Annotated in this window: 28 protein-coding genes; 7 read left to right on the plus strand and 21 right to left on the minus strand. The window is 70.9% G+C overall.

All coding sequences use genetic code 11. The features are described from left to right. Nucleotides 1–65: 65 nt before the first annotated feature. Complete coding sequence (locus tag HL658_RS23550; RefSeq protein ID WP_180284322.1) at nucleotides 66–806, minus strand: GntR family transcriptional regulator; 741 nt, start codon at nucleotides 804–806, stop codon at nucleotides 66–68. Between the two features lie 254 nt (nucleotides 807–1,060). Between HL658_RS23550 and HL658_RS23555 the strand changes: the two genes are divergently transcribed. The 4 genes from HL658_RS23555 (at nucleotide 1,061) to HL658_RS23570 (ending at nucleotide 5,549) form a co-directional block, all read left to right on the plus strand. Continuing rightward, entirely contained in the window at nucleotides 1,061–1,528 is a 468-nt protein-coding gene (locus HL658_RS23555; protein ID WP_180284323.1) for a tripartite tricarboxylate transporter TctB family protein, read from the plus strand. After that, nucleotides 1,522–3,024, plus strand: coding sequence for a tripartite tricarboxylate transporter permease (locus tag HL658_RS23560; protein ID WP_180287669.1), 1,503 nt, complete (start codon nucleotides 1,522–1,524; stop codon nucleotides 3,022–3,024). The genes HL658_RS23555 and HL658_RS23560 overlap by 7 nt, the downstream gene beginning before the upstream one ends. Then, nucleotides 3,021–3,983 carry a tripartite tricarboxylate transporter substrate-binding protein gene (locus HL658_RS23565; protein ID WP_180284325.1) on the plus strand — a complete coding sequence of 321 codons (963 nt, stop codon included), beginning with the start codon at nucleotides 3,021–3,023 and terminating at the stop codon, nucleotides 3,981–3,983. The genes HL658_RS23560 and HL658_RS23565 overlap by 4 nt, the downstream gene beginning before the upstream one ends. A gap of 63 nt (nucleotides 3,984–4,046) precedes the next feature. Further along, entirely contained in the window at nucleotides 4,047–5,549 is a 1,503-nt protein-coding gene (locus tag HL658_RS23570) for an amidohydrolase family protein (protein WP_211109824.1), read from the plus strand. Between the two features lie 19 nt (nucleotides 5,550–5,568). On the opposite strand, the gene HL658_RS23575 is transcribed toward HL658_RS23570, so the two are convergent. The 7 genes from HL658_RS23575 to HL658_RS23605 all read right to left on the minus strand — a co-directional run bounded on the left by HL658_RS23575 (nucleotide 5,569) and on the right by HL658_RS23605 (nucleotide 12,947). Continuing rightward, on the minus strand, nucleotides 5,569–6,417 hold the full coding sequence (locus HL658_RS23575; protein WP_180284326.1) for an alpha/beta hydrolase: 849 nt from the start codon (nucleotides 6,415–6,417) through the stop codon (nucleotides 5,569–5,571). A gap of 108 nt (nucleotides 6,418–6,525) precedes the next feature. Beyond that, nucleotides 6,526–7,338: a beta-keto acid cleavage family enzyme gene (locus HL658_RS23580; RefSeq protein WP_180284327.1), complete on the minus strand. Its 813-nt coding sequence runs from the start codon at nucleotides 7,336–7,338 to the stop codon at nucleotides 6,526–6,528. Next, nucleotides 7,335–8,276 carry a 3-hydroxyacyl-CoA dehydrogenase NAD-binding domain-containing protein gene (locus tag HL658_RS23585; protein ID WP_343055300.1) on the minus strand — a complete coding sequence of 314 codons (942 nt, stop codon included), beginning with the start codon at nucleotides 8,274–8,276 and terminating at the stop codon, nucleotides 7,335–7,337. The genes HL658_RS23580 and HL658_RS23585 overlap by 4 nt, the downstream gene beginning before the upstream one ends. Further along, on the minus strand, nucleotides 8,273–10,165 hold the full coding sequence (locus HL658_RS23590; RefSeq protein ID WP_180284328.1) for a TRAP transporter fused permease subunit: 1,893 nt from the start codon (nucleotides 10,163–10,165) through the stop codon (nucleotides 8,273–8,275). Before HL658_RS23590 ends, HL658_RS23585 begins: the two co-directional genes overlap by 4 nt. Before the next feature lie 54 nt (nucleotides 10,166–10,219). Beyond that, the gene (locus HL658_RS23595) at nucleotides 10,220–11,191 is read right to left on the minus strand and encodes a TAXI family TRAP transporter solute-binding subunit (RefSeq protein ID WP_246337814.1); all 972 of its coding nucleotides are present in this window, start codon (nucleotides 11,189–11,191) and stop codon (nucleotides 10,220–10,222) included. Beyond that, nucleotides 11,188–11,604: an AtuA-related protein gene (locus tag HL658_RS23600; RefSeq protein ID WP_343055301.1), complete on the minus strand. Its 417-nt coding sequence runs from the start codon at nucleotides 11,602–11,604 to the stop codon at nucleotides 11,188–11,190. Before HL658_RS23600 ends, HL658_RS23595 begins: the two co-directional genes overlap by 4 nt. Continuing rightward, a complete protein-coding gene (locus HL658_RS23605; protein ID WP_180284329.1) occupies nucleotides 11,601–12,947 on the minus strand; it encodes an acyclic terpene utilization AtuA family protein in 1,347 nt (448 codons plus the stop codon). Before HL658_RS23605 ends, HL658_RS23600 begins: the two co-directional genes overlap by 4 nt. Before the next feature lie 112 nt (nucleotides 12,948–13,059). Here HL658_RS23605 and HL658_RS23610 point away from each other — a divergent pair, with 112 nt between their 5' ends. From HL658_RS23610 to HL658_RS23620, 3 genes are all read left to right on the plus strand, one after another. Further along, complete coding sequence (locus HL658_RS23610; RefSeq protein ID WP_180284330.1) at nucleotides 13,060–13,998, plus strand: LysR family transcriptional regulator; 939 nt, start codon at nucleotides 13,060–13,062, stop codon at nucleotides 13,996–13,998. 65 nt (nucleotides 13,999–14,063) lie between these two features. Beyond that, nucleotides 14,064–14,387 carry a hypothetical protein gene (locus tag HL658_RS23615; RefSeq protein ID WP_180284331.1) on the plus strand — a complete coding sequence of 108 codons (324 nt, stop codon included), beginning with the start codon at nucleotides 14,064–14,066 and terminating at the stop codon, nucleotides 14,385–14,387. Nucleotides 14,388–14,532: 145 nt separating this feature from the next. Further along, complete coding sequence (locus tag HL658_RS23620) at nucleotides 14,533–14,979, plus strand: hypothetical protein (RefSeq protein ID WP_180284332.1); 447 nt, start codon at nucleotides 14,533–14,535, stop codon at nucleotides 14,977–14,979. On the opposite strand, the gene HL658_RS23625 is transcribed toward HL658_RS23620, so the two are convergent. The 13 genes from HL658_RS23625 to HL658_RS23685 form a co-directional block, all read right to left on the minus strand. Then, nucleotides 14,976–15,734, minus strand: coding sequence for a hypothetical protein (locus tag HL658_RS23625; RefSeq protein ID WP_246337815.1), 759 nt, complete (start codon nucleotides 15,732–15,734; stop codon nucleotides 14,976–14,978). The genes HL658_RS23620 and HL658_RS23625 overlap by 4 nt on opposite strands. 698 nt (nucleotides 15,735–16,432) lie before the next feature. Then, nucleotides 16,433–17,455, minus strand: a complete 1,023-nt coding sequence (locus HL658_RS23630) for a helix-turn-helix domain-containing protein (RefSeq protein WP_180284334.1) — start codon at nucleotides 17,453–17,455, stop codon at nucleotides 16,433–16,435. Nucleotides 17,456–17,599: 144 nt separating this feature from the next. Further along, on the minus strand, nucleotides 17,600–18,589 hold the full coding sequence (dhaK, locus tag HL658_RS23635) for a dihydroxyacetone kinase subunit DhaK (protein WP_180284335.1): 990 nt from the start codon (nucleotides 18,587–18,589) through the stop codon (nucleotides 17,600–17,602). 32 nt (nucleotides 18,590–18,621) lie between these two features. Then, nucleotides 18,622–19,032 (minus strand): hypothetical protein, encoded by a 411-nt coding sequence (locus tag HL658_RS23640; protein WP_180284336.1) that lies wholly within the window; start codon nucleotides 19,030–19,032, stop codon nucleotides 18,622–18,624. Next, on the minus strand, nucleotides 19,029–20,627 hold the full coding sequence (gene ptsP / locus HL658_RS23645) for a phosphoenolpyruvate--protein phosphotransferase (protein ID WP_211109825.1): 1,599 nt from the start codon (nucleotides 20,625–20,627) through the stop codon (nucleotides 19,029–19,031). Before ptsP ends, HL658_RS23640 begins: the two co-directional genes overlap by 4 nt. Then, nucleotides 20,614–20,901, minus strand: a complete 288-nt coding sequence (locus HL658_RS23650; protein ID WP_211109826.1) for an HPr family phosphocarrier protein — start codon at nucleotides 20,899–20,901, stop codon at nucleotides 20,614–20,616. The genes ptsP and HL658_RS23650 overlap by 14 nt, the downstream gene beginning before the upstream one ends. Before the next feature lie 11 nt (nucleotides 20,902–20,912). After that, a complete protein-coding gene (gene dhaM, locus HL658_RS23655; RefSeq protein WP_180284339.1) occupies nucleotides 20,913–21,320 on the minus strand; it encodes a dihydroxyacetone kinase phosphoryl donor subunit DhaM in 408 nt (135 codons plus the stop codon). Then, the gene (dhaL, locus tag HL658_RS23660) at nucleotides 21,317–21,931 is read right to left on the minus strand and encodes a dihydroxyacetone kinase subunit DhaL (RefSeq protein ID WP_196242315.1); all 615 of its coding nucleotides are present in this window, start codon (nucleotides 21,929–21,931) and stop codon (nucleotides 21,317–21,319) included. Before dhaL ends, dhaM begins: the two co-directional genes overlap by 4 nt. Next, entirely contained in the window at nucleotides 21,928–23,010 is a 1,083-nt protein-coding gene (locus tag HL658_RS23665; protein WP_180284340.1) for an ABC transporter ATP-binding protein, read from the minus strand. The genes dhaL and HL658_RS23665 overlap by 4 nt, the downstream gene beginning before the upstream one ends. Continuing rightward, the gene (locus HL658_RS23670; protein WP_180284341.1) at nucleotides 23,003–24,100 is read right to left on the minus strand and encodes an ABC transporter ATP-binding protein; all 1,098 of its coding nucleotides are present in this window, start codon (nucleotides 24,098–24,100) and stop codon (nucleotides 23,003–23,005) included. Before HL658_RS23670 ends, HL658_RS23665 begins: the two co-directional genes overlap by 8 nt. A 7-nt stretch (nucleotides 24,101–24,107) precedes the next feature. Then, a complete protein-coding gene (locus HL658_RS23675; protein WP_180284342.1) occupies nucleotides 24,108–24,308 on the minus strand; it encodes a hypothetical protein in 201 nt (66 codons plus the stop codon). Next, nucleotides 24,305–25,252 carry a carbohydrate ABC transporter permease gene (locus tag HL658_RS23680; protein WP_180284343.1) on the minus strand — a complete coding sequence of 316 codons (948 nt, stop codon included), beginning with the start codon at nucleotides 25,250–25,252 and terminating at the stop codon, nucleotides 24,305–24,307. The genes HL658_RS23675 and HL658_RS23680 overlap by 4 nt, the downstream gene beginning before the upstream one ends. After that, a complete protein-coding gene (locus HL658_RS23685; RefSeq protein WP_180284344.1) occupies nucleotides 25,249–26,211 on the minus strand; it encodes a carbohydrate ABC transporter permease in 963 nt (320 codons plus the stop codon). The genes HL658_RS23680 and HL658_RS23685 overlap by 4 nt, the downstream gene beginning before the upstream one ends. Nucleotides 26,212–26,240: the final 29 nt, after the last annotated feature.

Here is a 26,240-nt window from a genome sequence, read left to right on the forward strand (position 1 = left end):
CCATCATGTGCGCATTTCGTGTGCATCACGATGGCTAGATTGGATACAATCTGGACTCCGATTGCTCACCCACGGGTGAACACACTGGTGAAATCGACGGCCGGCGGGCGGTCGTCCGGGAAGCGCAGTCGGCGCTCCACCGCTTGCAGATGCTCGGTCATCATCGCGACGCTGCCGGCCGCATCGCGCGCGGCGATGCGGTCGACCAGCGCCTCGTGCTCATCGACCGAGCAGAGCGGCGCCTCCCGCGTGTCGTAGAGCATGTTGATCAGCGTCGTCTGCGCCACGAGCTGGGCGATGAAGCGGGCCAGCGAGCGGTTCCCGGCGAGTGCGGCCAGCACCAGATGGAACTCCGCGATCAGCCGGCGGGCGGTGCCGCGCTCCTCGCCGGCCAGCGCCGCCTTCTGGCTCGCCACATGGGCGCGCAATGCCGATAGGTCGGCCGGCGTGTGGTGCAGGGCCACCATGGTGACCACGTCGGCCTCCACCAGACGGCGGGCGGCGTAGATGTCGTTGGCGTCGCGCCGCGTCGGCCGGGCGACGAAGGCACCGCGGTTCTTGAACATCTCCACCACGCCGGCGAAGGCGAGCTGGCGCAGGCTCTGGCGGATGCGGGTGCGGCTGACCTGGAAGACGACCGCGAGCTGGTCCTCCCCCAGCTTGGTGCCGGGCGGGAGCTTGCCGTCCTGGATGGCGTCGAAGATCGACACGTAGATGTCGTCGTCGGCAGGCGCCGCGAAGGCGGCGGCGTTGATCGACCGCAGCATCGGCAGGGTGTCGTCGCCGGGGTCGCTTCGTCTGGGCATGGCGGGTGCGGTGCCGTGATTGGTGGGAACCGACCTATCGTATCCAACCCGCGCGCTGATTGCACGCACACCGTTGATGGGCATCCCTGCGGCCAATTGCATCGCGCTCGAACGAATGCCCGTCGCTTGGGCAGGGAGTGGCGTCAAAGTGCGCATATCTCCGTATGAAAGCTGCGCCAACCTGTGTGAATGATTGGATACGATCTGGCATCCGTCTTGCTACCAGCCTGGCAACAGACTGGAAGGGGGCGGACATGCGCGCGGATCTCGCGCTCTCCATCGTCGTGATGCTCACGGGCGCGGTCGCGCTGGCGATCCTGCCGCAGCAGATCGCCGGCTACGGCTACGACAGCATCAGCGACATGCGCTCGCCGGTGGTCTTCCCGGCGGTGTCGGCCGCCCTGCTGATGCTGCTGGGCGCGGTGCTGGGGCTTGGCACGCTGGCGCGAGGCGCCGCGACCGCCGCCGGGGGCGAGGGCACCCGGCCGGGCATCCGCACCGCCGCGGTCTTCGTCATCATCGTCGGTTACGTGGCGGCCGTGCCCTGGATCGGGCTGCCGGTGGCGAGCTTCATCACCTTCCTGCTGATGTCCCTCGCCTTCGGCTACCGGCGCCCGCTGCCGATGGTGCTGGTCGCGGTCGGGACCATCGCGCTGGTGCTCTACCTGTTCGGCCATCTGCTCCTGATCGTCTTTCCCGTGCCGAAGGTGACGCTGTGGTGATCGACAGCCTGCTCGCCGGGCTCGCCTTCCTGGCGAACCCCTGGACCATCCTGGCCGCCGGTTTCGGGCTGGTGGTCGGCATCGTCGTCGGGGCGCTGCCGGGGCTGACCGCCACCATGGCGGTGGCGGTGCTCTCGCCCTTCACCTTCTTCATGGACGCCGCCATCGGCATCCCGTTCCTGCTGGGCGTCTACAAGGCCGCCATCTACGCCGGCTCCATCCCCGCCATCACCATCAACACGCCGGGCACCGCCGCGGCGGCGGCCACGGCGCTGGACGGGCATTGGCTCGCCCGCCGGGGACAGGCACGCAAGGCGCTGGAGATGAGCCTTTACGCCTCGGTCTTCGGCGACCTGTTCGCGACCTTCGTGCTGATCTTCGCGGCGACGGCGCTGGCCACGGTGGCGCTGCGTTTCGGCGCACCGGAGTTCGCCGCCCTGTTCCTCTTCTCCCTGACCATGATCGCGGCGGTCAGCGGCGGCAGCATGGTCAAGGGGCTGATCAGCGCCGCCATCGGCGTGTTCATCGCCTGCATCGGGCTCGACCCGATGTCCGGCTACAACCGATTCACCTTCGGCTCGGTCGACCTGATGGGCGGCGTGTCGCTGGTGCCGCTGCTGATCGGCATGTTCGCGCTGAGCGAGATCCTGATCCGCAGCGAGTCCCTGGCAACCGGGGCTGCCGACGCCGCGATCGGGCGCGAGCGCCTGAGCTGGGCCGAGTTCCGGGCCGTGCTGCCCACCCTGGTGCGCTCGTCCGGCATCGGCGCCTTCATCGGCGCGCTGCCCGGCCTGGGGGCGGAAATCTCCTGCTGGATCGCCTACGGCGTCGCCAAGCGCCGCTCCAAACGCCCGCAGGAGTACGGCCGCGGCTCGCTGGAGGGCATCGCGGCGGCGGAATCCGGCAACAACGCGGTGTGTCCGGCGGCGTTGGTGCCGCTGCTGGTCTTCGGCATCCCCGGCGACACGGTGACCGCCATCCTGCTTGGCGCCTTCATGGCGCAGGGGCTGACGCCAGGGCCGATGCTGTTCGAGAGCCACGGCGCCACCGTCTACGGCCTGTTCGCCATCCTGCTGGCGACCAACGTGATGCTGCTGGGCTTCGGCCTTCTCGCGGTGCGCTGGCTGCCGCGCATCACGCTGCTGCCGGACGGGCTGCTGTTCCCCGCCGTGACCATCCTGTGCTTCGCCGGGGCCTACTCGGTCAACTCCAGCCTGTTCGACGTCTTCGTCATGGTGGCGGGCGGGGGTGCCGGCTACCTGATGCGCAAGACCGGCGTGCCGGTGCCGCCGCTGGTCATCGGGCTGCTGCTGGCCCCGGGGCTGGAGAACAGCCTGCGCCAGACCATGATGCTGTCCGACAACAGCCTGTCCATCTTCGTCGAGCGCCCGATCGCCGCCGGCATCCTGGCGCTGATCGCGCTGGTCGTGCTCGGGGCCGCCGCGCGCAACGTGACGATCCCCAACCTGTTCCGTGTCCAGTGGAGGTTCAAGTGACGTTCCGTCTTCTCGCCGCCGGGGTCGTCCTGGCGTCGGCGCTCGGCGCCGTGGCCGCATCCGCCGAGGAGTTTCCCTCCAAGCCGATCCGCTTCGTGACGCCCTACCCGCCGGGCGGGGCCACGTCGCTGCACGCGGCGATCATCACCACGGCCGCCGAGCCCTTCTTCGGCCAGCCGATGATCTCCATCATCCGGGCCGGCGGCGGCGGCGTGGTCGGCACAACCGAGGTGTCGAAGGCGGAGCCCGACGGCCACACCGTGCTGTTCGGCGACCCCACCATCATCAGCCTGCGCCCGCAGGTGGAGCAGCTTCCCTTCAAGGCCGACGACTTCATCCCGGTGGCGCGCATCAACTACGCCCCGGCGGTCTTCGTCGCCGGCAAGAACGCGCCCTTCTCCAACCTCAAGGAGATGACCGACTACGCGAAGGCAAACCCGGACAAGCTGGTCTACAGCTCCGACAACGTGAACGGCCTGACCTACGTCGCCTTCGAGATGCTCAAGAAGGAGACGGGGACCAAGATGAAGGGCGTCGAGTTCGGCGGCGGCGGCCCGGCCATCACCCAGCTCCTGGGCGGCAACACCATGGCCTACGCCGGCCTGCCCACCGTGGTGGGCGAGCACATCACCTCCGGTGCCGTGAAGCCCATCTGCGTCGCCGACACCCAGCGCTGGGACGGTTTCAAGGACGTGCCGACCTGCACGGAGGCCGGCGCCCCGATCATCTGGCACTTCTGGCTGGGCGCGCTGGTGCCGAAAGGCACCCCGACGGACCGTGTGAAGCGCCTCTCCGACGGCTTCGGCGAGCTGGTGAAGGACAAGGGCTTCCTGACCCTGATCGGCCGCATCAACAGCCGCATCGACTTCCAGCCGCACGAGGAGTTCGCCAAGACGCTGGAGGCCGAACGCGCCGCGCTCAAGGCGCTCTACGTGTCCCTCGGCAAACTGCCGGGCTGACGCCGCGACGGGGGCCGCCGACCGCGGCCCCCGCCACCCTGTGAAACGCACGAGGACAACACCGTGGCTTGGACGTTGACGGGGGCGATCGCGCTCCTGGGGCCGGAGGCGCGCGCGAGCGACGGGCCGGTGGACATCGTGATCGAGGGCGGGCGCATCGCCGCCATCCGCCCGGCCGGCAGCGCGGAGCCGGTCGGCACCGTCATCGACGGGCGGAAGCGTTTGGTGGCGGCCGGGCTGGTCAACGGCCATCACCATTCGCACGAGCACTATCACAAGGGCCGCTACGACCGGGTGCCTCTCGAACTGTGGATGAACAACGTCCGCCCGCTCGATCCCATCCCGGTGACGGCGCGGCAGGTCTATCTGCGCACGCTGGTGGGGGCCATCGAGGCTCTGCGATCGGGCGCCACGACCATCGTGGACGACCTGAACGTCAGCCCGGTGCTGCACCGCGACCACGTGGAGGCCGCCTTCCAGGCGTACCGCGACGCCGGCATCCGGGCGCTGGTCGGCATCACCCTGTTCGACAAGCCCTTCTTCCGCGCCATGCCCTTCGTGGAGGAGGAGTTCGAGCCGGAGCTGCTGGCCGAGCTGGACGGCAAGCCGCGCACCCCGGTGGCGGAGGTCAAGGACTTCGCCCGCGAGTTGGCGCGCGATTTCCACCCGGCGCGGAGCCGCGTCGGCTACATCGTGGCGCCGTCGGCCCCGCAACGCTGCACCGACGATTTCCTGCTGGAGATGCGGGCCTTCGCCGACGAGTTCGACCTGCCGCTGATGACCCATGTGCAGGAGACGCGGCTCCAGGCGGTCAGCGGCCCGCTCTTCTACGGCTGCACGATGCTGGAGCATCTGGACAAGCTGGGCATCCTGAAGCCCAAGACGACGGTGATCCACGCGGTGTGGGTGACCCCGCACGAGATCGAGCGGCTGGCCGCCAGCGGCGCCACCGTCCAGCACAACCCCAACAGCAACCTGAAGCTGGGATCGGGTCTGGCGCCGCTGCGGGCATTGCTCGAGGGCGGGGTCAACGTCAGCCTGGGCACCGACGGCTGCGGTTCGATCGAGACCGTGCACATGCTGAAGACGGTGTCGTCGACAGCGCTGGTCCACAAGCTGCGCGGTGACGACTACGAGCGCTGGATCGGTGCCGAGGAGGCGTGGCGCGCCGGGACCATGGGCGGGGCTACGGCGCTGGGCTTCGGCGACAGCCTGGGCGCGGTGGAGGAGGGCAGGATCGCCGACCTCACCGTATGGCGCCTCGACCGCATCCCCTTCACCCCGCTCAACGACCCGCTGCGCCAGCTCGTCTACAACGAGACGGGGGCCGGGCTCGACACCGTGTTCGTGGACGGCGAGCCGGTGATGCGCGACGGCCGCCTGACCCGCATCGACGAGGAGGCCCTGCTGGCCGAGATCGCCGAGGAGCATGCCGCGCTCGCACCCCTGATCGCGCGGTCGGAGGTCCAGGTCGGCCGGCTGTCCGCCGCCTACGGCCGCATCTGGGAACGCTGCCGCGCGCTGGATCTCGATCCGGCCACCTACCCGGCCAAGCTGGCGTTCTGAGGGTTCAGCCGGCGGCTCCCTACCGGCCGCTGGCCGCGCCCGCTCCCGAAATGAGGCGGGCGAGGGCGGCTGCGGCCCCGGTCCCCGGTATCCCCAGATCGCGCACGCTGCTCATGTGGTCGGTGCCCTCTACGATTCCGGCCCGGACGGGCACGCCCTGGGCGGCGAGGTGGTCGCCGAACCGGGCGGCCTGCTCGTGGAAGGGCGGCGTTTCCCGCTCGCCGACCAGGATCTCGCAGGCGACGGAGGGGGCGAAGCGGTGGGTCAGCGGGGTGAAGTCGCGGATCTCCTCGTCGGTCAGACCGACCTCCGCCTGCAGGAAGGAGTGGCGGAGCGGCGCCAGATCATAGAGGCCGCCCAGCAGCAGCGCCCCCCGGATGCCGTAGGGCGATGCCGCGCCCGGCCCGTCGAACAGCCAGCAGGCGAGATGCGCGCCGGCCGAATGGCCGCTCACCGTGATGGCGGCGGGATCGCCGCCATGCGACGCGATGTTCCCGACGGTCCAGGCCGCCGCCTGCCGGACCTGACGGACCAGCGTGTCCATGCGGACGTGCGGCATCAGGTCGTAATTGACGATGGCGGCGATGGCGCCCGCCGCCGTCACACTGTCGGCGATGTAGGAGTAGTCGTCCTTGGTGAAGGCGCGCCAGTAGCCGCCGTGCAGGAAGATGTGCACCGGCAGCGGCCCCGCCCGGTCGTCGGGGAAGAACAGATCCAGCGTCTCGCCGTCACCGCCGCCGTAGGCCACCGTCTCGAAACGCAGTCGGTCGCGCGTCGCGGCACTCCGCGACCGGAAGCCGGCGACCTGCTCGTCGAAGTCGGGAACATGGTCGCGGATGCGGTAGAGATCCTTGCTGTCCTGGGTCATCGTTCGGCCGGCCTCGTCGGATTGGTTGGCGGAGCGGACGATACCCGCAGCGCCGCCCATCCGCCATCACGCATGCTCACCAACGCCCGGTCACCGGCAACCGCCGCGTCAAGGCCGAAGCAGCGCCCGCGCGGCGGCCGGATCGGCCGGCGTCCGGCCCAGCAGCGGCAGCACCGCGGCGGCTTGCGCCACCAGGGCGGCGGTGTCGGGCGCTGTCGTCCCGTCGGCAAGCCACAGGTTGTTCTCGAACCCGACCCGCACATGCCCGCCAAGCGCCGCCGCCGTGGCGGCGCAGGCCCCCTCCCGCGCACCGAACGCGCACAGCATCCATGGGAAACGGCCGCCATAAGCGGCGAGGAAGGGCAGCAGGTCGCGCGGGTCGGAGGTCTGGCCCGCCGTGTAGCGGCCGAGCACGAACAGCACGCTGCATCCCGTGTCGGGGATGACGCCGCGACGCACCAGCGTTTCGAAGCGAGCGACGTCGGCGGTGTCGTAGAGGATGTGCTGGACCAGCACGCCGGCCGCGGCGTGGGCGGCGTAGAAGCGGGCCGCATCCGCTTCGGCCGCCGCACCCGGCACCAATTCCCGCAGGGCCACGGAGAACGCCTCCGGCCGCAGCTCGTCCATGGCGGCCATCTGCGCCTCGGGCGCGTAGAGGCCGACCGCCTCCGTGGTGGGCTGAATCAGCAGGTCGGCCCCGGCCTCCCGCCGCACCGCGGTGATGGCGGCGCGGTAGGCGTCGGGGTCGAGGCTGTGGCGACCGTCGGCGTCGCGCACATGCAGGTGCAGCATGGTGGCCCCGGCCTCCCGGCAGCGCGCCGCCTCCCGCGCGATCTCGTCGGCGGTGAGGGGCAGGGCGGGGTGGTCGGCCTTGCCGCGGCGGGCGCCGTTGGGGGCGGCGGCGATGACGATCGGGGTCATGCCGCACCTCCCGCCGGGCCGCGGCCGAGCAGGCGCAGCAGCCCCATCAGCGCCGCGTCGCGCTCCGCCTCCAGCTCGGCGATGGAGCGGCCGGCGGCTTCCTCCGCCACACCGGCGACGATGCGCTCGCGCACCTCGGGTCCCAGGGAGGGATTGCCGAGCGCCGCCCAGCGGCGTTCCTGGCTGGGGCCGAGATGCTCCAGGTAATGGGCGATGCCACCCTCGCCGCCGCCCAGGTGATAGGTCATGTGCGGCCCCATCAGCGCCCAGCGCAGGCCGGGGCCGTGGCTGATGGCGGCGTCGATGTCGGCGACGCTGGCCACCCCCTGCTCCACCAGATGCACGGCCTCCCGGTAGAGGGCGGAGCTCAGGCGGTTGGCGATGTGGCCCGGCATCTCCCGCGACAGCACCACGGGCCGCCGGCCCAGCGATTTGTAGAAGGCCACCGCCGAAGCGACCGCCGCCGCGTCGCCGCCGACGATCTCCACCAGCGGCAGGAGGTGCGGCGGGTTGAACGGGTGCGCCACGATGTGCCGGCCGGCATGGGTGCAGTCGGCGACGATGGCGCTGCGGACCAGCGCGGACGTGCTGCTGGCGATCACCACCTCGGGCTGCACCAGCCCGTCGATCTCCGCCAGCAGGCGGCGCTTCAGCCCCTCGTTCTCCGGCGCGTTCTCCTGCACGAACGTCGCGCCAATCAGCGCATCGGCCATCGCCGTGTGGAAGGACAGCCGCCCCTCCCCCCGGCAACCCAGGGCGCGGAGCTGCTCCAGCGCGCGGTCCACGAAGCGGCGCAGCCGCTCCTCCGCACCCGGCGCCGGGTCGGTGGCGGCCACGTCCAAACCGTGGGCCAGGAACAGGGCGGCCCAACTCGCCCCCACGGTGCCGCAACCGACCACGGCGATCCGCCGCCGCGTATCCTCGATGCCGTCCGTCACGCCCGCGCCTCGCTCGTCACCAGGGTCTCCGTCAGGGCTGCGCCGATCCGGTGCCGGCGCAGGGTGTATAGGGCGATCAGCCCCGCCGTCGACACCACCAGCCCGTACCAGGTCGGCAACGCCGCCAGCAGCGCGATGGCCAGCAGGACCGCCCCCGTCAACAGCCGCGAGTGGAAGTAGCGCACCCCGGCGAACAGGTTGGCGAAGGCCAGCGTGAACACCGTACCGGACACGCAGGCCTCCAGGAAGCCGATCGCCCCGCCCTCCGCCAGCATGCCGGGATAGGCGATGAACATGAAGGGGATGACGTAGGTGACAGCACCCAGCTTGCACGCCTCCCGCGCCACCGCGACCCATCCCGTCTGGGCGATGCCCGCCGCCACGAACACCGCGATGCAGACCGGCGGGGTGATGGTGGAGATGGTGGCGTAGTAGAAGACGAACATGTGCGCCACCAGCGGCGGCACCCCCGCCTTGGTCAACGCCGGGGCCAGCACCGCGGCGACCAGCACATAGGCGGCGGTCGTCGGGATGCCCATGCCGAGCACGAGGCACACCACCGCCGTCACCACCGCGATGGCGAAGATCGAATTCTGCGTGATCCCGATGATCACCGACGACAGCGCCACCCCCAACCCGGTCAGGTTGACCATGGCGACGAGGATCTGCGCGCCGGCGAGCAGCACGCCGATCATCACCAGCGCCTTGCCGGCATCCTCCAGCGCGCCGACCAGCGTGGTCAGCACCGTGCGGAGGTCGGAGCCGGAGCGGATGTTGAGCCCCACATAGGGCACCAGCATCGCCATCACCCCGAAGAAGGCCGCGGTCTGCACCGACCGGCCGGTGAGGATGCCGTAGAACAGCCCGCCGAAAGCGGCCAGGATCGGGGCGATGCGGCGCGCCGTCAGGATGTCCGACCAGGGCGGCATCTCCGACTCCGGGACCACCCGGAGCCCGCGCTCCCGTGCGATCAGGTGCACGGTGGCGAAGGCGCCGAGGTAGAACAGGAAGGCGGGCAGGGCCGCCGCCATGGCGATGTCGAAGTAGGAACGCCCGATGATCTCCGCCATCACGAAGGCCGCGGCCCCCATCACCGGCGGCGCGATCTGCCCGCCGGTGGAGGCCACCGCCTCGATCCCGCCGGCGAGCGGGGCCGGGTAGCCCAGGCGCTTCATCAGCGGGATGGTGAAGTTGCCGGTGGTCGCCACGTTGGCGACCGCGCTGCCGCTGATCATGCCGAACAGGCCCGACGCGACCGTCGCCACCTTGGCCGCCCCGCCGGGGCTGCGGCCGCTGACGCGCACCGCCAGATCCATGAAGGTCTGACCGCCGCCGGTGAACAGCAGCGCGCTGCCGAACAGGATGAAGGCGCCGATGGTGGTCGCCGCCACCCCCACCAGCAGGCCCCAGATGCCGAGATCGCCGAGCAGCAGCGTCTCGGTGACGAACTCCATGTCGAAACCGCGGTGACCCAGCTTGCCCGGCAGCAGGTGGCCGAGCAGCGCGTAGGCGATGCCGAGGAGAACGATGGTCGGGAAGACGCCGCCGATGGCCCGGCGCGACACCTCCAGGATCGCCAGCACCAGCCCGGCCGTCAGCGCGATGTCGAGCGTGCCGGCGGTGGGCAGGCTGCCCATGATCGTCTCGTATTCGACGATCACATAGCCGCAGCCGGCGAAGGTCACGGCGGCGAGCACGATGTCGACCGCGATGCCGGCCCCGCTCCAGCGGGTGCCGCGACCGAGCGGGAACATCAGCAGCCCCAGCCCGACCACGATGGCGACGAAGATGGCGCGCTGGATCAGCCCCTCGAAGGTGCCGAAGGCGGCGGTGTAGAGGATGAAGCCGCCGAGCAGGACGGCCACGACCTTGGTCAGGGTGTCGCGCACGGCGGCGGCTCCCGGTCAGGAATTGGGATCAGGACTTGTGATCGTGACTCGGGTTCAGGACTTGGGCTGGAGCTTCTCGGGAATGGTCACGCCGCGTTCCTTCAGGTAGCGGGCGACGCCCGGGTGCAGCGGCACCGTGCCGTTCTCGATCGTCAGCTTGATCAGGTCGGCGCCCTTCATTTCGCTGAGCGCCGCCGCCTGCACGGTGGTGTCCTCGAACGCCGCCTTGGCGATCTTGTAGGCGAGGTCGTCGGACAGGCCGGGGCGCGCGTGCACCGCCAGACCGAAGCTCCAGGTGGTGTAGGCCGGCACGCCGTCGGCCGCACCCGCGGGCACGTTGACGACCGACAGGTCGGGGAAGGTCGTGGCGATGGTCTTCTGCTGCTCCGGGGTCAGCGACAGCACGCGCACCGGCGTCATCGTGGCGATGTCGAGGGTGGAGCCGTCCAGCCGGTTGCCGGCGCCCGACTTCACGTAGCCGATGGCACGGTTGTCCTTCACCGCATCGACGATGTCGGTGGTGGAGCCGCGCACATAATCCGGCGCGATGCCCAGCGCCTTGAACACGGATTCCGCCGTCTTCTCGGTGGCGGAGCCCTTCAGGCCGGGGTTGAAGCGCTTGCCGGCCAGCCCGGCGATGTCCGTGACGCCGCTGTCGGCCCGCACGATCACGTTCTGCGGCGCCGGGGCGTAGACCCACAGCAGGACGTTCTCGACCTTGCGGTCCTTGAAGTCCCCCTCACCGGCGTAGGCGTGGAAACCGACGTTGGTGGTGACAAGGCCGAAATCGATCTGGTTGCGCGCGATGCGGCGCAGGTTGTCCACGGTGGCGCCGGTCTCCACGACCGCGCTGTCGACGCCCGGCACCTTCTCGTTGATGAGCTGCGAGACGGCAACGAAATAGCCGTACTGGCTGGACGAGGCCGAGGTGGCGCCGATCAGCAGCTTGGTCTGGGCGTTCGCCGGGGCGGCGATGCCGAGAGCCGCGGCGACGGCCAGGGCCGCGAGGGTCGGGGTGCGCATCATGGGGTTTCCTCCTGTTTGTCTTGCTGTTTGGCTTGCGGGTCGTTGCCCACGGTTTCGAGCAGGTGGCGCGGCACGCGCACCGGCATCGACAGGACCAGGAAGGACAGGGTCTTCCCGTGTCCGTCCAGATTGAGGGCGAGGTTCACGCCCCCCTCCAGCACGTCGTCGATGACGAGGTTCAGCGCGTGCAGACGCGGCAGCTCGTACCGGACCACCGGGCCGGGGCCGCGATGGGCGAACAGCGCCCGCACCCGCTCCGCCGTCACCTGATCCCGGATCAGCGGGAAGTGGGCGGGGCGATGGGCGATGACGCTGACGTTCAGGCGGTCGCCCTTGTCGCCGGTGCGGCCGTGGGCGATACGGTGCAGCGGCACCTCGACGGTGTCGTCCATGGCGTTCGTCATGTCGGTCATTCCAGGATCTCGATGTCCGGCCGTACCAGCGCGCGGGGGATGTAGCCGGACGCCGTGGCGATGCGCTGGCGGACAGCCGTGCGCACCCCGCCGCCGCCGGCCGGGCCACAGGTGTAGAGCGCCAGCACCTCCTGCGCCGCGCGCTCGGCGACGGCGCGCTCCGGCGTCGCCACCGCGATGCGCATCCGCACGTCTTCCACCGCCGGCGCGCGCCCGGCAAGGCGTTGCCCGCCGTCGTCGCCGAACACACTGGAGACGCCGACGATGTCACCGCGCACCCGGCAGTCGGCGGGCAGCCGGCGCTTCACCACATCCAGCGCCAGACGCGCGCGCGCCACGGCGTTCGGCCCGGCGTAGGAGATCTCGCCCTCGCCCAGCCAGCCGCCGTCGTAGCCGACCGTCACCTTCAGCCGCTCCGGCCGCGGCCGCCCGGCGGCGCCGGTGACGCGCACGCGGTCGGGCCCGTCGGGCACCAACTCCACGCAGGTGATGTCGAGCGTCACGTCGGGGGTGAGGTAGGCGGCGGGGTCGTGCACCTCGTAGAGGATCTGCTCGGAGACGGTGCGGCGATCGACGAGGCCGCCGGTGTCCTCGGCCTTGCCGATGGTGAAGCCGCCGTCGGCGTCCATGGCGACGATGGGGAAGCCGATGCGGTGGGGGTCCGGCACGTCCTTGACGCCCGGGTCGGCGAAATAGCCGCCGGTGACCTGGCTGCCGCATTCCAGCAGGTGACCCGCCAGCGTGCCGCAGGCGATCCGCCGCCAGTCGTCCTCCGCCCAGCCGTGGTGGTGCAGGAAGGGGGCGAGCGCCAGCGATGGGTCGGCCACCCGCCCGGCGACCACCACGTCGGCGCCCAGCGCCAGAGCGCGGGCCATCGGCCCGGCGCCGACATAGGCGTTGGCGGAGATGGGGGCGGTCACCGTCAGCGGCGTGCCATCCTCCGCCTCGATCCGATCGAGCAGCGAGGCGGCGGCGAGGTCGTCGCCGGTCACCACCGCCACCCGCATCGGCCGGCAGCCCAGCCGCCGGCCCATCTCCAGGATGCGTTGCGCCGCCGCGCGCGGGTTCGCCGCACCGAAATTGCCGAGGATGCGGATGCCATGGCGCAGGCAGCTGTCGAGCACCGGTTCAAGCAGCGGCTCCAGCAGCGGTTCGTACCCGCGCTCCGGATCGCGCGCGCGGTCGAGCTGGGCCAGGGCCAGCGTGCGCTCGCCCAGCGTCTCGAACATGATCGCGGCGGGCAGACCCGACCGCGCCAGCGTCTCGACCACCGGACCCGGCGCGTCGAGCCGGTCGCCCGAAAAGCCGGCGCCGCAGCCCACGAGGATCCGTCCGTCACCCATCATCCCGTCCCGCCCCATCGTTTTGCGAAGTCAGCCAGCAATCCGCATGCAAACCATTTTCGCCGGGGCTGATTAGGTTGACAAACTGATTTATTGGATCGATTAATCACCAATGCTTATGAATGTGACCTTGCGCCAGCTCCAGGCCTTCCGGCAGGTCGCCGAGCAGGCGAGCTTCAGCAAGGCGGCCGAGCGCATCGGCCTGTCGCAGCCCGCACTCAGCGCCACCATCCGCAAGCTGGAGGAAACACTGGGCGTGCGCGTCTTCGACCGCACCACGCGCCAGGTGCTCCTGACCCCGGAGGGGGAGGAACTGCTGCGGCTGGCCACCCGAATGGTTGACGAGTTCGAAGCGGTCGCCGGCGATCTTCAGGATTATCTGGCGCGGCGGCGGGGCAGGGTGGTGGTGGCCGCCCTGCCCACCGCGGCCGCGGTGATCCTGCCGCCGATGATCGCCCGCTACCGTGCCGACAACCCCGGCATCGACATCCGCATGCACGACGGGCTGCACGGCGCGATCCTGGAACAGGTGCGGTCCGGGGCCGCCGACTTCGGCATCACGGTCGAACCGCAAGACACCGACGAGTTCCGGTTCGAGCGGCTGCTGGCCGACCGCATGGTCCTGGTGTGCAGGCCCGACCATCCACTGGCCGGCCGCACCGCCGTCACCTGGGCGGAGATGGCGGAACACCCGACCGTCGCCATGTCGCGCACCACCAGCGTGCGGCAATCCATGGAGACGGCGTGCGCACAGGCCGGCGTCACCATCCACCCGCTCTACGAGGCGTCGCACCTCGCCACCATCGGCGGGCTGGTCGGGGCAGGGACGGGCGTGGCGGCGTTGCCGTCGCTGTCGCTGCCGCTCCTGCGATTCGCGGGTCTGGCGTCGGTTCCGCTGGAATCCCCGGTGATGGAACGCGGAATCGGCATCGTCCGCCGGATCGGCCGCTCCGCCTCGGTGGCGGCGCGCGGCCTCCTCGCCATGCTCGCCCTGCACAGGGAGCCGTCGGAGGCGGATGGGCAGGGCAGCGACGGGGTGGAAGTGCATTGACGTTCCGCCCCCGATGGCAACATACTGCCGTTCGCACACTTATAGCGTGCATACGGGGGTATGAGATGCGGCCGGATCTGTTTCGTACCAGCGAACTGGCACACCGCTACTTCACGGTGCTCGGCTGGGAAAAGCTGCGTTACGAGCCCTGGACCTACCGTTCACCCGACGGCCGGGTCTGCCGGCTGAATCTGGATGAGGGCACCGGCATCGTCCAGGCTGCCTATGGGGACATGTCCGCGTCCTTCGACGCCGCGGTCGGCTATGCGGCAACCACCGCCTTGCCGGCAGGCGGGCTGTCTGACATCATGCCGTCCAGAAGGCGCGCGCACAGGCTCGGGTGGCTGCGACGCCTGCTTTCCGTGGCGAGGATCGTCGCCATCCGGTGAACGCGCAGCACGGCCGCCTCGAGAATGGACTGTCATGACTCCGGTCCTGGAAATGAGGGCGGTTCCGCTGGTTTGGAGGGGGTTTCCCGCCATCCTCCGATTCGGCCGCGGAGAGCCGGAACCACCGCCGCCCCCGGTGACCGAGGTGATCATCCATCGCCAGCCGCTTCGCGTCGCCGCCGACTGGCAGGCGGCACTCTGCGACATCTGGCGGGCCCACCGGGTGCTCTCACCGGCCTTCCTGAAGGAGATCGAGGCGCTGGGGCTGCGGGACCGCTGCGGATTCTTCGCCAACAGCGGCCCTTCGGAGCAGGAATTGCGGGTTCGCATGCTGGCGGAACCGACCGTGCGCTATTTCGGCCGGGACTGGGCGCAATGCCAGCTCGGCCGCCCGCATCTGGAGGATCCGCACGCGGACTATGCCGCCCGCATCGACCGCGAATACCAGGAATCGATCGACGGGGGCGAGCCGCTGCTCAACCTGATCACCATGTTGCGGCCGGGTCAGCCACCCACCTTCTACACTCATGTGCTGCTGGGGTGGACCGCGGGCATAGGGCGCCGCGCGGTCCTCTCCGGGGTGGATTTCTAGGCGGCCTCGGCCACCTCCACCAGCGGCTCCGCCAGGTCACCCAGGAACATCGCCCGCGTCCACGCCATGAAATGCATGGGCAGTGCGCGCAGGCCCGGCTGGTTGAAGGTCACGCCCGGCACAGGGTCCATGAGACGGGTGCCCATGTAGCCCTCGTTCCACACGCGCTCGGCCAGGTCCGGATCGGAAAAGCCGATGAAGGCGTCCGGCTGCCAGCGCAGCCAGCCCACCAGCTTGGTGGCACGGTGGCAGATCGGGAACAGGGCGCGTCCGCGGTGGTCGGGACGGGTCCAGCCAGCCAGCGCCCAGGCCACCCGGCCCCGCATGGACAGCGCCAGCGGCGATGTCACCTCGCACCAGGCGTCGCCCGGAGGCTGGTCGTAGAGGGCGGAGAGGTCCTGGAAGATCGAGCCGACCGACCGGTCGCGGCAATCGTAGAGCACGATGGCCTGTGCGGTCACCACGGCACCGTCACGGCCGGTCCCCACCAGCCACGCGGCGTTGCCGGGGTGCAGCCGCCGGTGCCGCGGATCGCAGGCGGGGAGCATCGGCTCCCACGAGCCGGCCGCGACGGCTTCGTCATTGATGGCGGCCAGCGACCACATGTTGCTGTCCAGGTGAAGCGTGACCCCGGCGGCACCGGCCTGGGCGACGAGCCGGTCGCGGGCGGCGGCGATCAGGCCACCGAGCGGCCCGGCGGGAACGGGCAGGGAAGCCAGCGGCACGGCTGCGGAGTGCGGGAGAATGCTGTCCAATGTTGTCTCCATGGGTTGAAGCTCCCGGTCGGGAGCCACCCCATGGTGACGCATACGAACGTGATGTGCGCGCTGTTGCCGCAGCCCCGCGGCGGCGCGTATCGCATTCCAAACGTGAGTCCACCACCGTAGACGAACTGCTGGATCGTCTCGTGCGACACCGTGCCCTGTGCGCACGGCTCCCGCTTCAGTCGGCCCGCGATCCGCTGCGGCGACCAGCCAGCCCGCAGCTTCGCCACCACATGCGCGCGCGGATCCGCACGGCGGGTCAGCTTCGCCAGACGCCGCCGCCGTTCCCGCGCCATGTCGTGCCCCGTCACGCAGCAGTAGCCGCGGTCGTCTTTCCCCCAGCGGTCCCGGAAGCTCGTGTGATAGAAGTTGCGGCTGATCTCCCGGTGATCGTCGAATGTTGCAACAAAGCTGAAGTGTCAGGGTGTTCGGCAAAGCAGGACTGTCAGTGCGCCGCGGTCCGGCCGGCGATGGCAACAGTGGGCCCTTCAGGTCGATGGTGGAACGCGGGTGTGGGTGGCCGGCGCGGTCAAGCCCGCAGCCGCCGGAGGCGGAGGCCCGCAGGGCCTGGCTTGACGGCGCCGGCCACCCACACCACGATCGCCAGCGGGATGAAGGTGCCGTCGCGGCGCCCAATCGGACCCTGCCGTGCCCGTGCTCCCGCAAGACCGGCACGCCTGCGGCGGCCCTCACCGCGGCCGGTTGAGGCCGGCCCCGGCGCGCGCCTCGGCGCGCTTGTCCACGAAGCCCTTGCGGCCCGGCGGCTTGCGCCCGGTCTTGCGGTAGCCGTTGCGCTCGCTGTTGGTCTTGACCGTCGGCGGCGGCTGGGCGTCCTGCATCGCCTTCACCCAGGCCAGCGCCGCGCCCAGCCGCTTGTTCTCCACGATCGCCGCGTGGCCGACCCGCTGGTCCTTGTCGAAGGCCGTGTAGGGCAGGGGGATCCCCTGCCAGCGGATCTCCAGCCGCCCGTCGGCGTAGGCGTAGGTGTCCACATACTGCCCCACCAGCCCACGCGTCAGCTCCGTCTCCTCCAGCATCACCCGCCGACGCTCGTAGGACAGCGTCAGCTGCTGGCCGACATGGCGCCGCTCGCGCCAGCACAGGATCGTGCGCAGGCGCTCCGCCGGCAGCTCCACCGGGCGGTGCAGATCCTCAGGCCGTGCCGGGGCCACCGCAAAGCGCGCGTTGAAGCGCTCCATGAAACCCGGCAGGAAGGCGTTGCCCGCCTCGATGCCGCCGATCCCGGCCAGCCGCAGCTCCTTCACCAGCCGGTCCTGCAGCGTCCGGTTCACCCGTTCCACACGACCCTTCGCCTGGCTGGAGTTGGCGCACAGGATCTCGATGTTCAGCTCCGCCAGAGCCCGCCCGAACTGCGTCATCCCCTGGCCGCCCTTGGCCTCCCGCCGCGCCACCCGGAACACCGAGTGCTTGTCGGAGTAGAAGGCCAGCGGCCGCCCATGCGCCGCCAGATAGCCCTCCAGCGCCAGACCACGCAGACCCGGACCCAGCCGGTTGTTCGACGGCCGACCCCGCGCCCGGTGCACGATCGCGCCCCCGCCGCCCGTCCGGTAGCGCCGAACCAGACGCCAAACCTGACGCTCGCTCAGCCCCAGCACCGACGCCGCCGACCCCACCGTCAACCGCCCGCCCGCCACCTCCGCCAGCACCTCGACACGCCGGACATCCCGTTCGCTCATCACGACCCAGCCCATCGCCAGCCTCCAAGCCGGGGATCACCCGCTCGAAAACTGACATTTCTGCTTTGCCAGACCGCGACATTCTAACTTTGCGCCTACATCGAAAAGCGTGATAAGTATTCTTATGGAAAATATGGAGTTCGGCAGCGAAGCGGGGGCTCATGCCCCCCAGCGCAGCGCCGCCGTGTGCACCGGCGCGTCCCACAGGGCGACGGTCTCGGGGTCGAGCATCGACAGCGTGACCGAGCAGCCCGCCATGTCGAGCGACGTGACGTAGCTCCCGACCACCGACCGGGCGACGGTCACGCCGCGGCCATTCAGACGGCGGCGGACGGCGTCGTACATCAGGTACAGCTCCATCAGCGGCGTGCCACCGAACCCGTTGATCAGCAGCAGCGCGTCCCCTGACGCCTGATCGGCCAAGTCGCCGAGTACCGCCTCCACCATCTCCGCCGCAATGGCGTCGGCGCTCGCCAGCGGCACGCGGCGGCGGCCGGGCTCGCCGTGGATGCCCACGCCCATCTCCATCTCGCCTTCGCCCAGCGCGAAGGTCGGCTTGCCGGCGGCCGGCACCGTGCAGCTCGTCAGCGCCACCCCCATGGAGCGGGTGCGGCCGTTGACGCGCTCGCCGAGCGCCTGGAGCGCCGCGAGGTCGCGGCCCTCCTCGGCGGCGGCGCCGACGATCTTCTCGACGATCATTGTGCCCGCCACGCCGCGCCGGCCGGTGGAATAGCTCGACGTCTCGACCGCCACGTCGTCGTTGGTGAGGACGGTGGCGACCGGGCGGTCCAACATCTCGCGCGCCATGTCGAAGTTCATGACGTCGCCCTCGTAGTTCTTGACGATGAAGAGCACTCCGGCGCCGCTCTCCACCGCCTCCGCGGCGGCGATCATCTGGTCGGGGGTGGGCGAGGTGAAGACCTGTCCTGGGCAGGCGGCGTCGAGCATGCCTCGCCCGACGAAGCCGGCGTGCAGCGGCTCGTGCCCCGAGCCGCCGCCGGAGATCAGCGCCACCTTGCCCGGCGTGACGGCGGCGCGGCGGACGAAGCGGCCCTCGGGATCGGCCGCCACGATGTCGGCGTGTGCGGCGGTGAAGCCGGCGAGGCTCTCGGCGAGCACGGTATCGACGCTGTTGATCAGCTTCTTCATGGCGGTTGTCTCCTCCCCGGCCCTGGATGTGGTTAGAGGTCGTGCAGCAGATGGGCGATCCTGGCGGCGAATTCGGTGACGATGGCGTCCAGCCGGCGGTTGCGCTCCTCGTCGCCGAGGTCGGGCACCTCCACGCTGATCCGGCGGGCGCGGTGGTGCTCGTGGGGCTGGCGCAGCCGGCGCGGGTGGGCGCGGCGGTAGGCGGCGAGGAACGCCTCGCGCTCGGCCGGCGCGAAGTGGCAGAGATCGAAGATCAGCTCGATGTGCTGGGCCGGCACCGGCGTCGGGTTGGCCGGGTTGGTCAACTGCGACACGAAGCTGCGGTTCTTGCCCATCGCCTCGGCCAGGCGCTGCCGCGTGCCGGACGGCCGCAGGGCCAGAACCTCCTGGAGCACCCGCTTGTAGGCGACCAGCGGCGGTTCCTGTTCGGGCGCAGCACTCACCCCGCCGCCCTCCAGCGCGCGACCGCCGCCTTGACCGCGGCGACGGAGGTCGGCGCCATCGACAGCGTGCGCAGACCGGCGCCCAGCAGCGCCGGCACATGCCGGGGCTCCCCCGCCAGATCGCCGCACAGGCTGACCTCCCGACCGGTGGCGGCACCATGTACGGCGACGCGGGCGATGAGCTCCATCACCGCGGGCGACGGTTCCGCCAGCTCGGCCAGCTCGGGCTCGTCCCGGCTGGCGGCCATGGTGTACTGGATCAGATCGTTGCTGCCGATGGACAGGAAATCGGCGTCGAAATCGGCGACGGACAGGGCCGCCGCCGGCACCTCCACCATCATGCCGAGCGGCGGCCGGGCCGCCGGAACACCCTCGCCCTCCAGCCCGGCCAACGCCTCGTCGAGCAGATCCCGGCACCGCCGCAGCTCGTCGGGCACCGACACCATCGGCACCATCACCTTGAGGTTGCCGGCGACGGCGGCACGGGCGAGCGCCCGCAGCTGCACCCGGAACACCTCCGGGTGACGCAGCGACAGCCGCAAGCCGCGGACGCCGAGGAACGGGTTGCCCTCCCCCGCCCGCGTCAGGCCGGGTATCGGCTTGTCCCCGCCGGCGTCCAGCGTGCGGATGGTCACCGGCCGGTCGCCGGCCCAATCGAGGATGCGGCGGTAGGCGGCAAGCTGCTCCTCCTCGCCGGGCAACCGGTCGCGACCCTGGAACAGGAACTCGCTGCGCACCAGCCCGATGCCGTCGACATGGGCGGGGTCGAGCGGCGCCAGATCGTCGGGGCCGGCGATGTTGAGCATCACACGCACCCGCGTGCCATCCGCCGTCACCGCCGGCTTGGCGAGATACGCCGCCTCGACCGCCCGGCGCTCCTCCCACGCGGCGCGCCGTTCGGCGAAGGCGGCGGCCGTCGCAGGGTCCGGGCGCACCACCAGCGTGCCGGCCGCGCCGTCGAGCAGCGCCGGCGCGCCGTCCTCAAGGCCGCGCAACGCGACACCGACCAGCATCGGCACGCCGCGCGCCCGCGCCAGGATCGCCACGTGGCTGGTGGCGCTGCCGCGCTCCAGCGCCAGCCCTCCGCCCGCCCACGGCACCGCCAGGAAGCGCGACGGCGGCAGGTCGGCCGCGGCCAGGATGGCGTCTCCGGGCAGCGCCCGCTCCGCCACGCCGGCCAGCCGGCGCAGCACGCGGTCGCGCAAATCCTCAAGATCGGCGGCACGGGCGCGGAAATAGGCGTCCTCGGCCGCCGCGTAATCGGCCACCTGGGCGTCGAGCGCGGCGCGGAACGCCACGTCGGCGGGCGTGCCTCCGGCGATGGCAACAAAGGCCGCCTCGGTCAGCGCCTCGTCCTCCAGCAGGGCGATCTGCACGGCCAGCACCGCCGCCGCCTCGTCGTCGCCGGCCGCGTCGGCGAGACCGGCAAGCTCGTCGGCGGCCTCCGCCATGGCCCTGCGCAGGGCCGCCGTCTCCATCACCGGAGTGCCCGCGGCGCGCACCCCCGCATCGCCATCGTCGAGCCGCAGCAGCGGCCCGGCGGCCATGCCGGGGCTCGCCGCCCTGCCCTGCCGGCTCTCCTCAGTCGCCATCATCGAAATCCCGCTCGACCAGTCCGACCAACGCCGCCACGGCATCGGCGGCGTCGTCGCCCTCGGCGCGGAAGTGGAGTTCGGTGTCCTTCGGCGCCTTGGCGGCCATCACCTTGACGATGCTCTTGGCGTCGATCCACGGTCCCTCGGCCGACAGGCCGAGGTCGATCCGGCTCTGGAAGCTCTTGGCCAGCTTGGTCAGCTTCACCGAGGGTCGGGCGTGCAGCCCGACCTCGTGGCGCAGCAGGACCGATCCGCGGCTGTGGCCGTTCATCATGCCGTCCCCTTTCACGCCGGCCTCAATTCTTCGGCGGTGCGGCGCACCTCCTCCAGGGTGGAGCCGGCCGACGCCTCGGTTCCCGCCATCACCGCGCCCTCGACGATCGGGGCGTTGCACAGCAACACCCGCCCCTGCCGCTCCTCCGGCAGCATCTCGATGGCCATCTCGCTGTTGGTCTCCGCCCCGCCGAGATCGACCAGGATGGCGACGCCGCGTTCCGACCACGCCCGGTCGATGGCGTCCAGGATGGCCGGCACGCTGGTGCCGAGACCGCCGTCGGGATTGCCGCCGCACCAAGCCAGCGGCACCTCGTCCCCCACCATCTGGCGGACCATGTCCGCCGTCCCCCGCGCCACGTCGGGCGAATGCGAGACGATGACGATGCCCACATTTGCGTTCGCGTCCGGCCCAGTCACGCCTGCTCCTCCAACCAAGTCACCACCGCCTCCACCATCAGCGCGGACGACCGCGCCCCCGGATCCATGTGCCCGACGCTGCGCTCGCCCAGGAAGGACGCGCGCCCGCGCACCGCGCGCATCGGCACCGTCGCCTCCGCCGCGGCATGGGCCGTCGCGGCGAGCCGCGCGGGCAGCCCCTCCCCGCCCGCCTTCAGCTCCTCCAGCACCGGCACCAGCACGTCAAGCATCGTCTTCTGCCCGGCGTCCGACTTGCCGCGCGCCTTCACCGCGGCGACCGCCGCCTCCAGTGCCGGGGCCGCGTCGGCCATCCCCGACTCCTCCGGCAGCGTCTTGCCCAGCGTCAGGAACAGCGTTCCGTACAACGGTCCGCTGGCACCGCCGACGCGCATCACCAGCGTCTTGCCGATCCCGGCGAGCATGGCGGGCAGCGGCTGCGCGGCCAGCGTGTCGGCCTCGGCCAGGACCGTCTCGAACCCGCGCTTCATGTTCAGGCCGTGGTCGCCGTCGCCGATCGCCTGGTCGAGGCCGGTCAGCTCGTCCGCGTGCGCGATCACCGTGCCGGCGAGCGCGCGGATCAGCCGGGCGCGGGCCGCGGCGTCGATGGTCATGGCTGTGCCCTCCTCAAGGGGGTGGCGGCCGCCGGCTCGCGCGCCGGCGGGGCGGCCTCGATACGCTCGCCCGCCGCGTCGAAGCACAGCGGCGCCACCAGTTCAACCGCAATCGTGTCGCCGGCCCGCAGCGGCGCGTGCGGGTCGGCCAGCACCACCAGCGCATGCCCGCCGGTTTCCAGATGCAGGTAGCTCTGGTCGCCCAGATGCTCGACCCGGCGCACCAGCGCCGGCCGGGCGTTCGGCCCCAGGCTGCCGTCCGGGGGGCCGAGGCGCAGATGCTCGGTCCGGGCGCCGATGGTGCGGGTGGCGGGCGGCGCTCCGGGGGCCGGCAGCAGCCCGGCCGGAAACAGGTTGATCGCCGGCGTGCCGAGCCGGGCCGCGACCTGCACCGAGCGGGGGCGCTCGTACACCTCCCGCGGGGTCCCGACCTGGAGCAGACGGCCGCGGTCGAGCACGCCGATGCGGGTGGCCAGCGTCATCGCCTCGATCTGGTCGTGGGTGACGTACAGGATGGTGGCTCCCAGCTCGTCCTTGATGCGCTTCAGCTCCAGCCGCAGCCCGGCGCGCAGCTTGGCGTCGAGCGCCGACAGCGGCTCGTCCATCAGATAGACCGCCGGACGCCGCACCAGGGCGCGGCCGATCGCCACCCGCTGCATCTCGCCGCCCGACAGCCGTGTCGCCCGATTGCCCAGCTTGTGCCCGATGCGCAGCAGCGCCGCGATCTCCTCCACCCTCGCGCGGATCGCCGGCTCGGGCTGGCGGTGCAGCGGCGAGCGCAGGGGGAAGGCCAGATTGTCGAAGACTGTCAGGTGCGGGTACAGGGAGAATTGCTGGAACACGAAGGCCACGTCGCGCCCGGCCGGCGGCACGCCGTCCATCGGCAGGCCGCCGATGGAGACGGTTCCCGACTCCGGCCGCTCCAGCCCGGCGACGAGGCGGAGCGTCGTCGTCTTCCCCGCCCCGGTCGGTCCCAGCAGCACCACCAGCTCGCCGTCGCCGACGGTGAGGCTCAGGTCATCCACGGCGACGGTGGAGCCATAGCGCCGGGACACCGCGTCGAGCGCCACCTCAGCCATGCGCCACCCGATCGTAGAGGTCGCTGCGCAGCGCCCGCCCCGACGCCGCGTCGAACAGCGCGAGGCTGGCGGCGCGGAAGCTCAGGCCCACCGTCTCCCCGGTGCGCACCCGCCGGCTGGCGGGGATGCGGGCCTTGAGGGCGCCGGCGGCGGTGGTCACGGTGACGATCTGCGTCGTGCCCATGTACTCCGCCCCCAGAACGGCGCCGCGCAACGCCGCCGCGTCGTCGAAGCGCACATGCTCCGGCCGGACGCCGAGCGCCAGCGGCCCCTCGGCGCGCTCCTCGTGCAGCTCCGGGACCGGGATGGCGGCCTCGTCGATGACCACCCGCCGGTCGCCGCGCCGCACCGCGCCGTGGAAGGACAGGAAGTTCATCGGCGGCGAGCCGAGGAAATCGGCCACATACATGGTCGCCGGCCGGTCGTAGATCTCCTGCGGCGGGCCGTGCTGTTCGATGACGCCGTGATTCATCACGGCGATGCGGTCGGCCATGGACATCGCCTCGAGCTGGTCGTGGGTGACGTAGACGGTGGTGGCGCCGAGCCGGTCGTGCAGGTCGCGCAGCTCCCCGCACATCAGATGGCGGAACTCGCTGTCCAGCGCGCCCAGCGGCTCGTCCATCAGGAAGGCCTTGGGCTGGCGCACGATGGCGCGGCCCAGCGCCACCCGCTGGCGGTCGCCGCCGGACAGGCCGGAGACCGGCCGGTCGAGCAGCCCGTCGATGCGCAGCAGCCGCGCCGTCTCCTCGACGCGGCGGCGGATCTCGGCGCGCGGCACACTCTGGCAGCGCAGCGGGAAGGCGATGTTGCCGCGCACGTCCATGTGCGGGTACAGCGCGTACATCTGGAAGACGAAGGCGATGTCGCGCGCCGCGGCGCGGCGCATGGTCACGTCCTCGCCCCCCAGCAGGATGCGGCCGGAGGTCGGCAGCTCCAGCCCGGCGATCATCCGCAGCGTCGTCGTCTTGCCGCAGCCGGACGGCCCCAGCATGACGAAGAAGGTGCCGTCGTCGATGGTCAGGGTCGAGCCCTGGACGGCGACGAAGCCGGCGAACTCCTTGCGCACGTTCTCGATCCGGATCTCGGCCATGGCGGGTCTACTCCGGGAAATGGCTGACGACGAGGAAGGCCGCGGTGCCGGCCAGGATCACCGCGAAGGACCAGCCGTACAGGTCCAGCGAAAAGGGCTGCATCAGCATCGCGGCACCGGCGCCGATGGTCGCGGTCGCCGCGTTCTCCCACGGCCGGCGGCGCAGGACGCGGGGCCACCGGCGGGATCGCCCGCTGCGCGCGCTCATCGCCGCACCGCGCCGAAGGTGATGCCGCGCAGCAGATGCTTGCGCAGGATCACGGTGAAGACGACGATCGGCACCAGGAACAGGGTGGTCCCGGCGGCCACCGCCGGCCAGTCCTGCCCGCCCTCGCCGATGATGAAGGGAATGAAGGGCGGCAGGGTCTGCGCCTCGCCCGAGGTCAGCAGCACGGCGAAGGCGTATTCGTTCCAGGCGAAGATCAGGCAGAAGATCGCGGTGGCGGCGATCCCGGTGGCGGCCTGCGGCAGCACCACCTTGCGGAAGGCGGCGAGGCGCGAATAGCCGTCGATCAGCGCCGCCTCCTCGTACTCGCGCGGGATCTCGTCGATGAAGCCCTTCAGCAGCCACACCGCCAGCGAGATGTTCACCGCCGTGTAGAGCAGGATCATGCCAAGGTGCGTGTCGGTCAGGCCCAGCGACCGGTACATCAGGAAGATCGGGATCGCCACGGCGATGGGCGGCATCATCCGGGTGGACAGGATGAAGAACAGCAGATCGTCCTTCAGCGGCACCTTGAAGCGCGAGAAGCCGTAGGCCGCCAGCGTGCCGAGGAACACCGCCAGGACGGTCGAGCCGAAGCCGATCACCAGCGAATTGACGAAACGCTGTCCGAACTTCGACGGCCCGGCCACCACCATGTTGCGCGAGCGCACGAGACGGTCGACCCAGCCGTCGGCCGGCGGCAGCGCGGCGATGTACTCCGGCGTCTGGCGCGAGCGGGTGGTGAACAGGTTGACGTACCCCTCCAGCGAGGGTTCGGCGAGCAGCTTCGGCGGGTAGGCGATGGAATCGGGCGGCGTCTTGAAACCGGTCTGGACGATCCACAGGATCGGCAGCAGCGTGATCAGCGCGTAGGCGATCACCGCCGCCGCCGCCGCCCGGTTGCGCCAGCGTTCCGCCCGCGGGGGGATGGGTGTGGCGCCGCTCATCGTTGCTTCACCCCGTTCAGGACCTTGACGTAGATGTTGGCCAGCCCGAACACCGTGACGAACAGGATGACCGCGAAGGCGGAGGAATAGCCGGTCCGCCATTTCTCGAACGCCTCGCGCTTCAGGGTGATCGAGGCGACCTCGGTCGTCGATCCCGGCCCGCCCGAGGTCAGCAGATTGACCATGTCGAACATCTTGAAGTTCTCGATGCCGCGGAACAGCACCGCCAGCATCAGGAACGGCAGGACCATCGGCAGGGTGATCGACCAGAAGCGCCGGAACGGCCCGGCCCGGTCGACCTCCGCCGCCTCGTAGAGATCGTCGGGGATGGAGCGCAGGCCGGCGAGGCAGATCAGCATCACGTAGGGCGTCCACATCCAGGTATCGACCAGCACGATCGCCCAGGGGGCCAGCGTCACATCGCCGATCATCTGGAAGGAGCTGGGGTCGCGGCCGGAGACGAACGCGACGACATGGTTGAAGAGGCCGGTCTGCGGCTGGAACAGGAAGGTCCAGAAATTGCCGACCACCGCCGGCGACAGCATCATCGGCAGCAGGATCACCGTGGTCCAGAGGCCATGGCCGCGGAACTGCCGGTTGATCAGCAGCGCCAACCCGAAACCCAGCAGAACCTGGAGCGTGATCGACCAGACGACGAAATGCGCCGTCGTCTGCATGGCGTGCCAGACATCGGGATCGGACAGGATGCTGGTGTAGTTCTCCAGCCCGACCCAGCGCAGCGGCGCGTTGGGCCGGTTGGCGCGGTAGTTGGTGAAGGACAGCCGGATCGTCCAGATCAGCGGGAAGACGTTGATCGCCAGCAGAAGCAGCATGGTCGGGGTGATGAACAGCCAGGCGACGGCGCGGTCCGACAGGCCGCGCACCCGTGCGGCGACGACCGGCGGCGTGGCGGCACCGGCGCGCCGCGCCAGCGTGTGGAGGCTGGAGGTCTGGGTCATGACGGGGCCGTCCGCTGGTGGCCGGGATG

This window comes from Azospirillum oleiclasticum, from assembly GCF_013423485.1.
GTDB lineage: Bacteria > Pseudomonadota > Alphaproteobacteria > Azospirillales > Azospirillaceae > Azospirillum > Azospirillum oleiclasticum.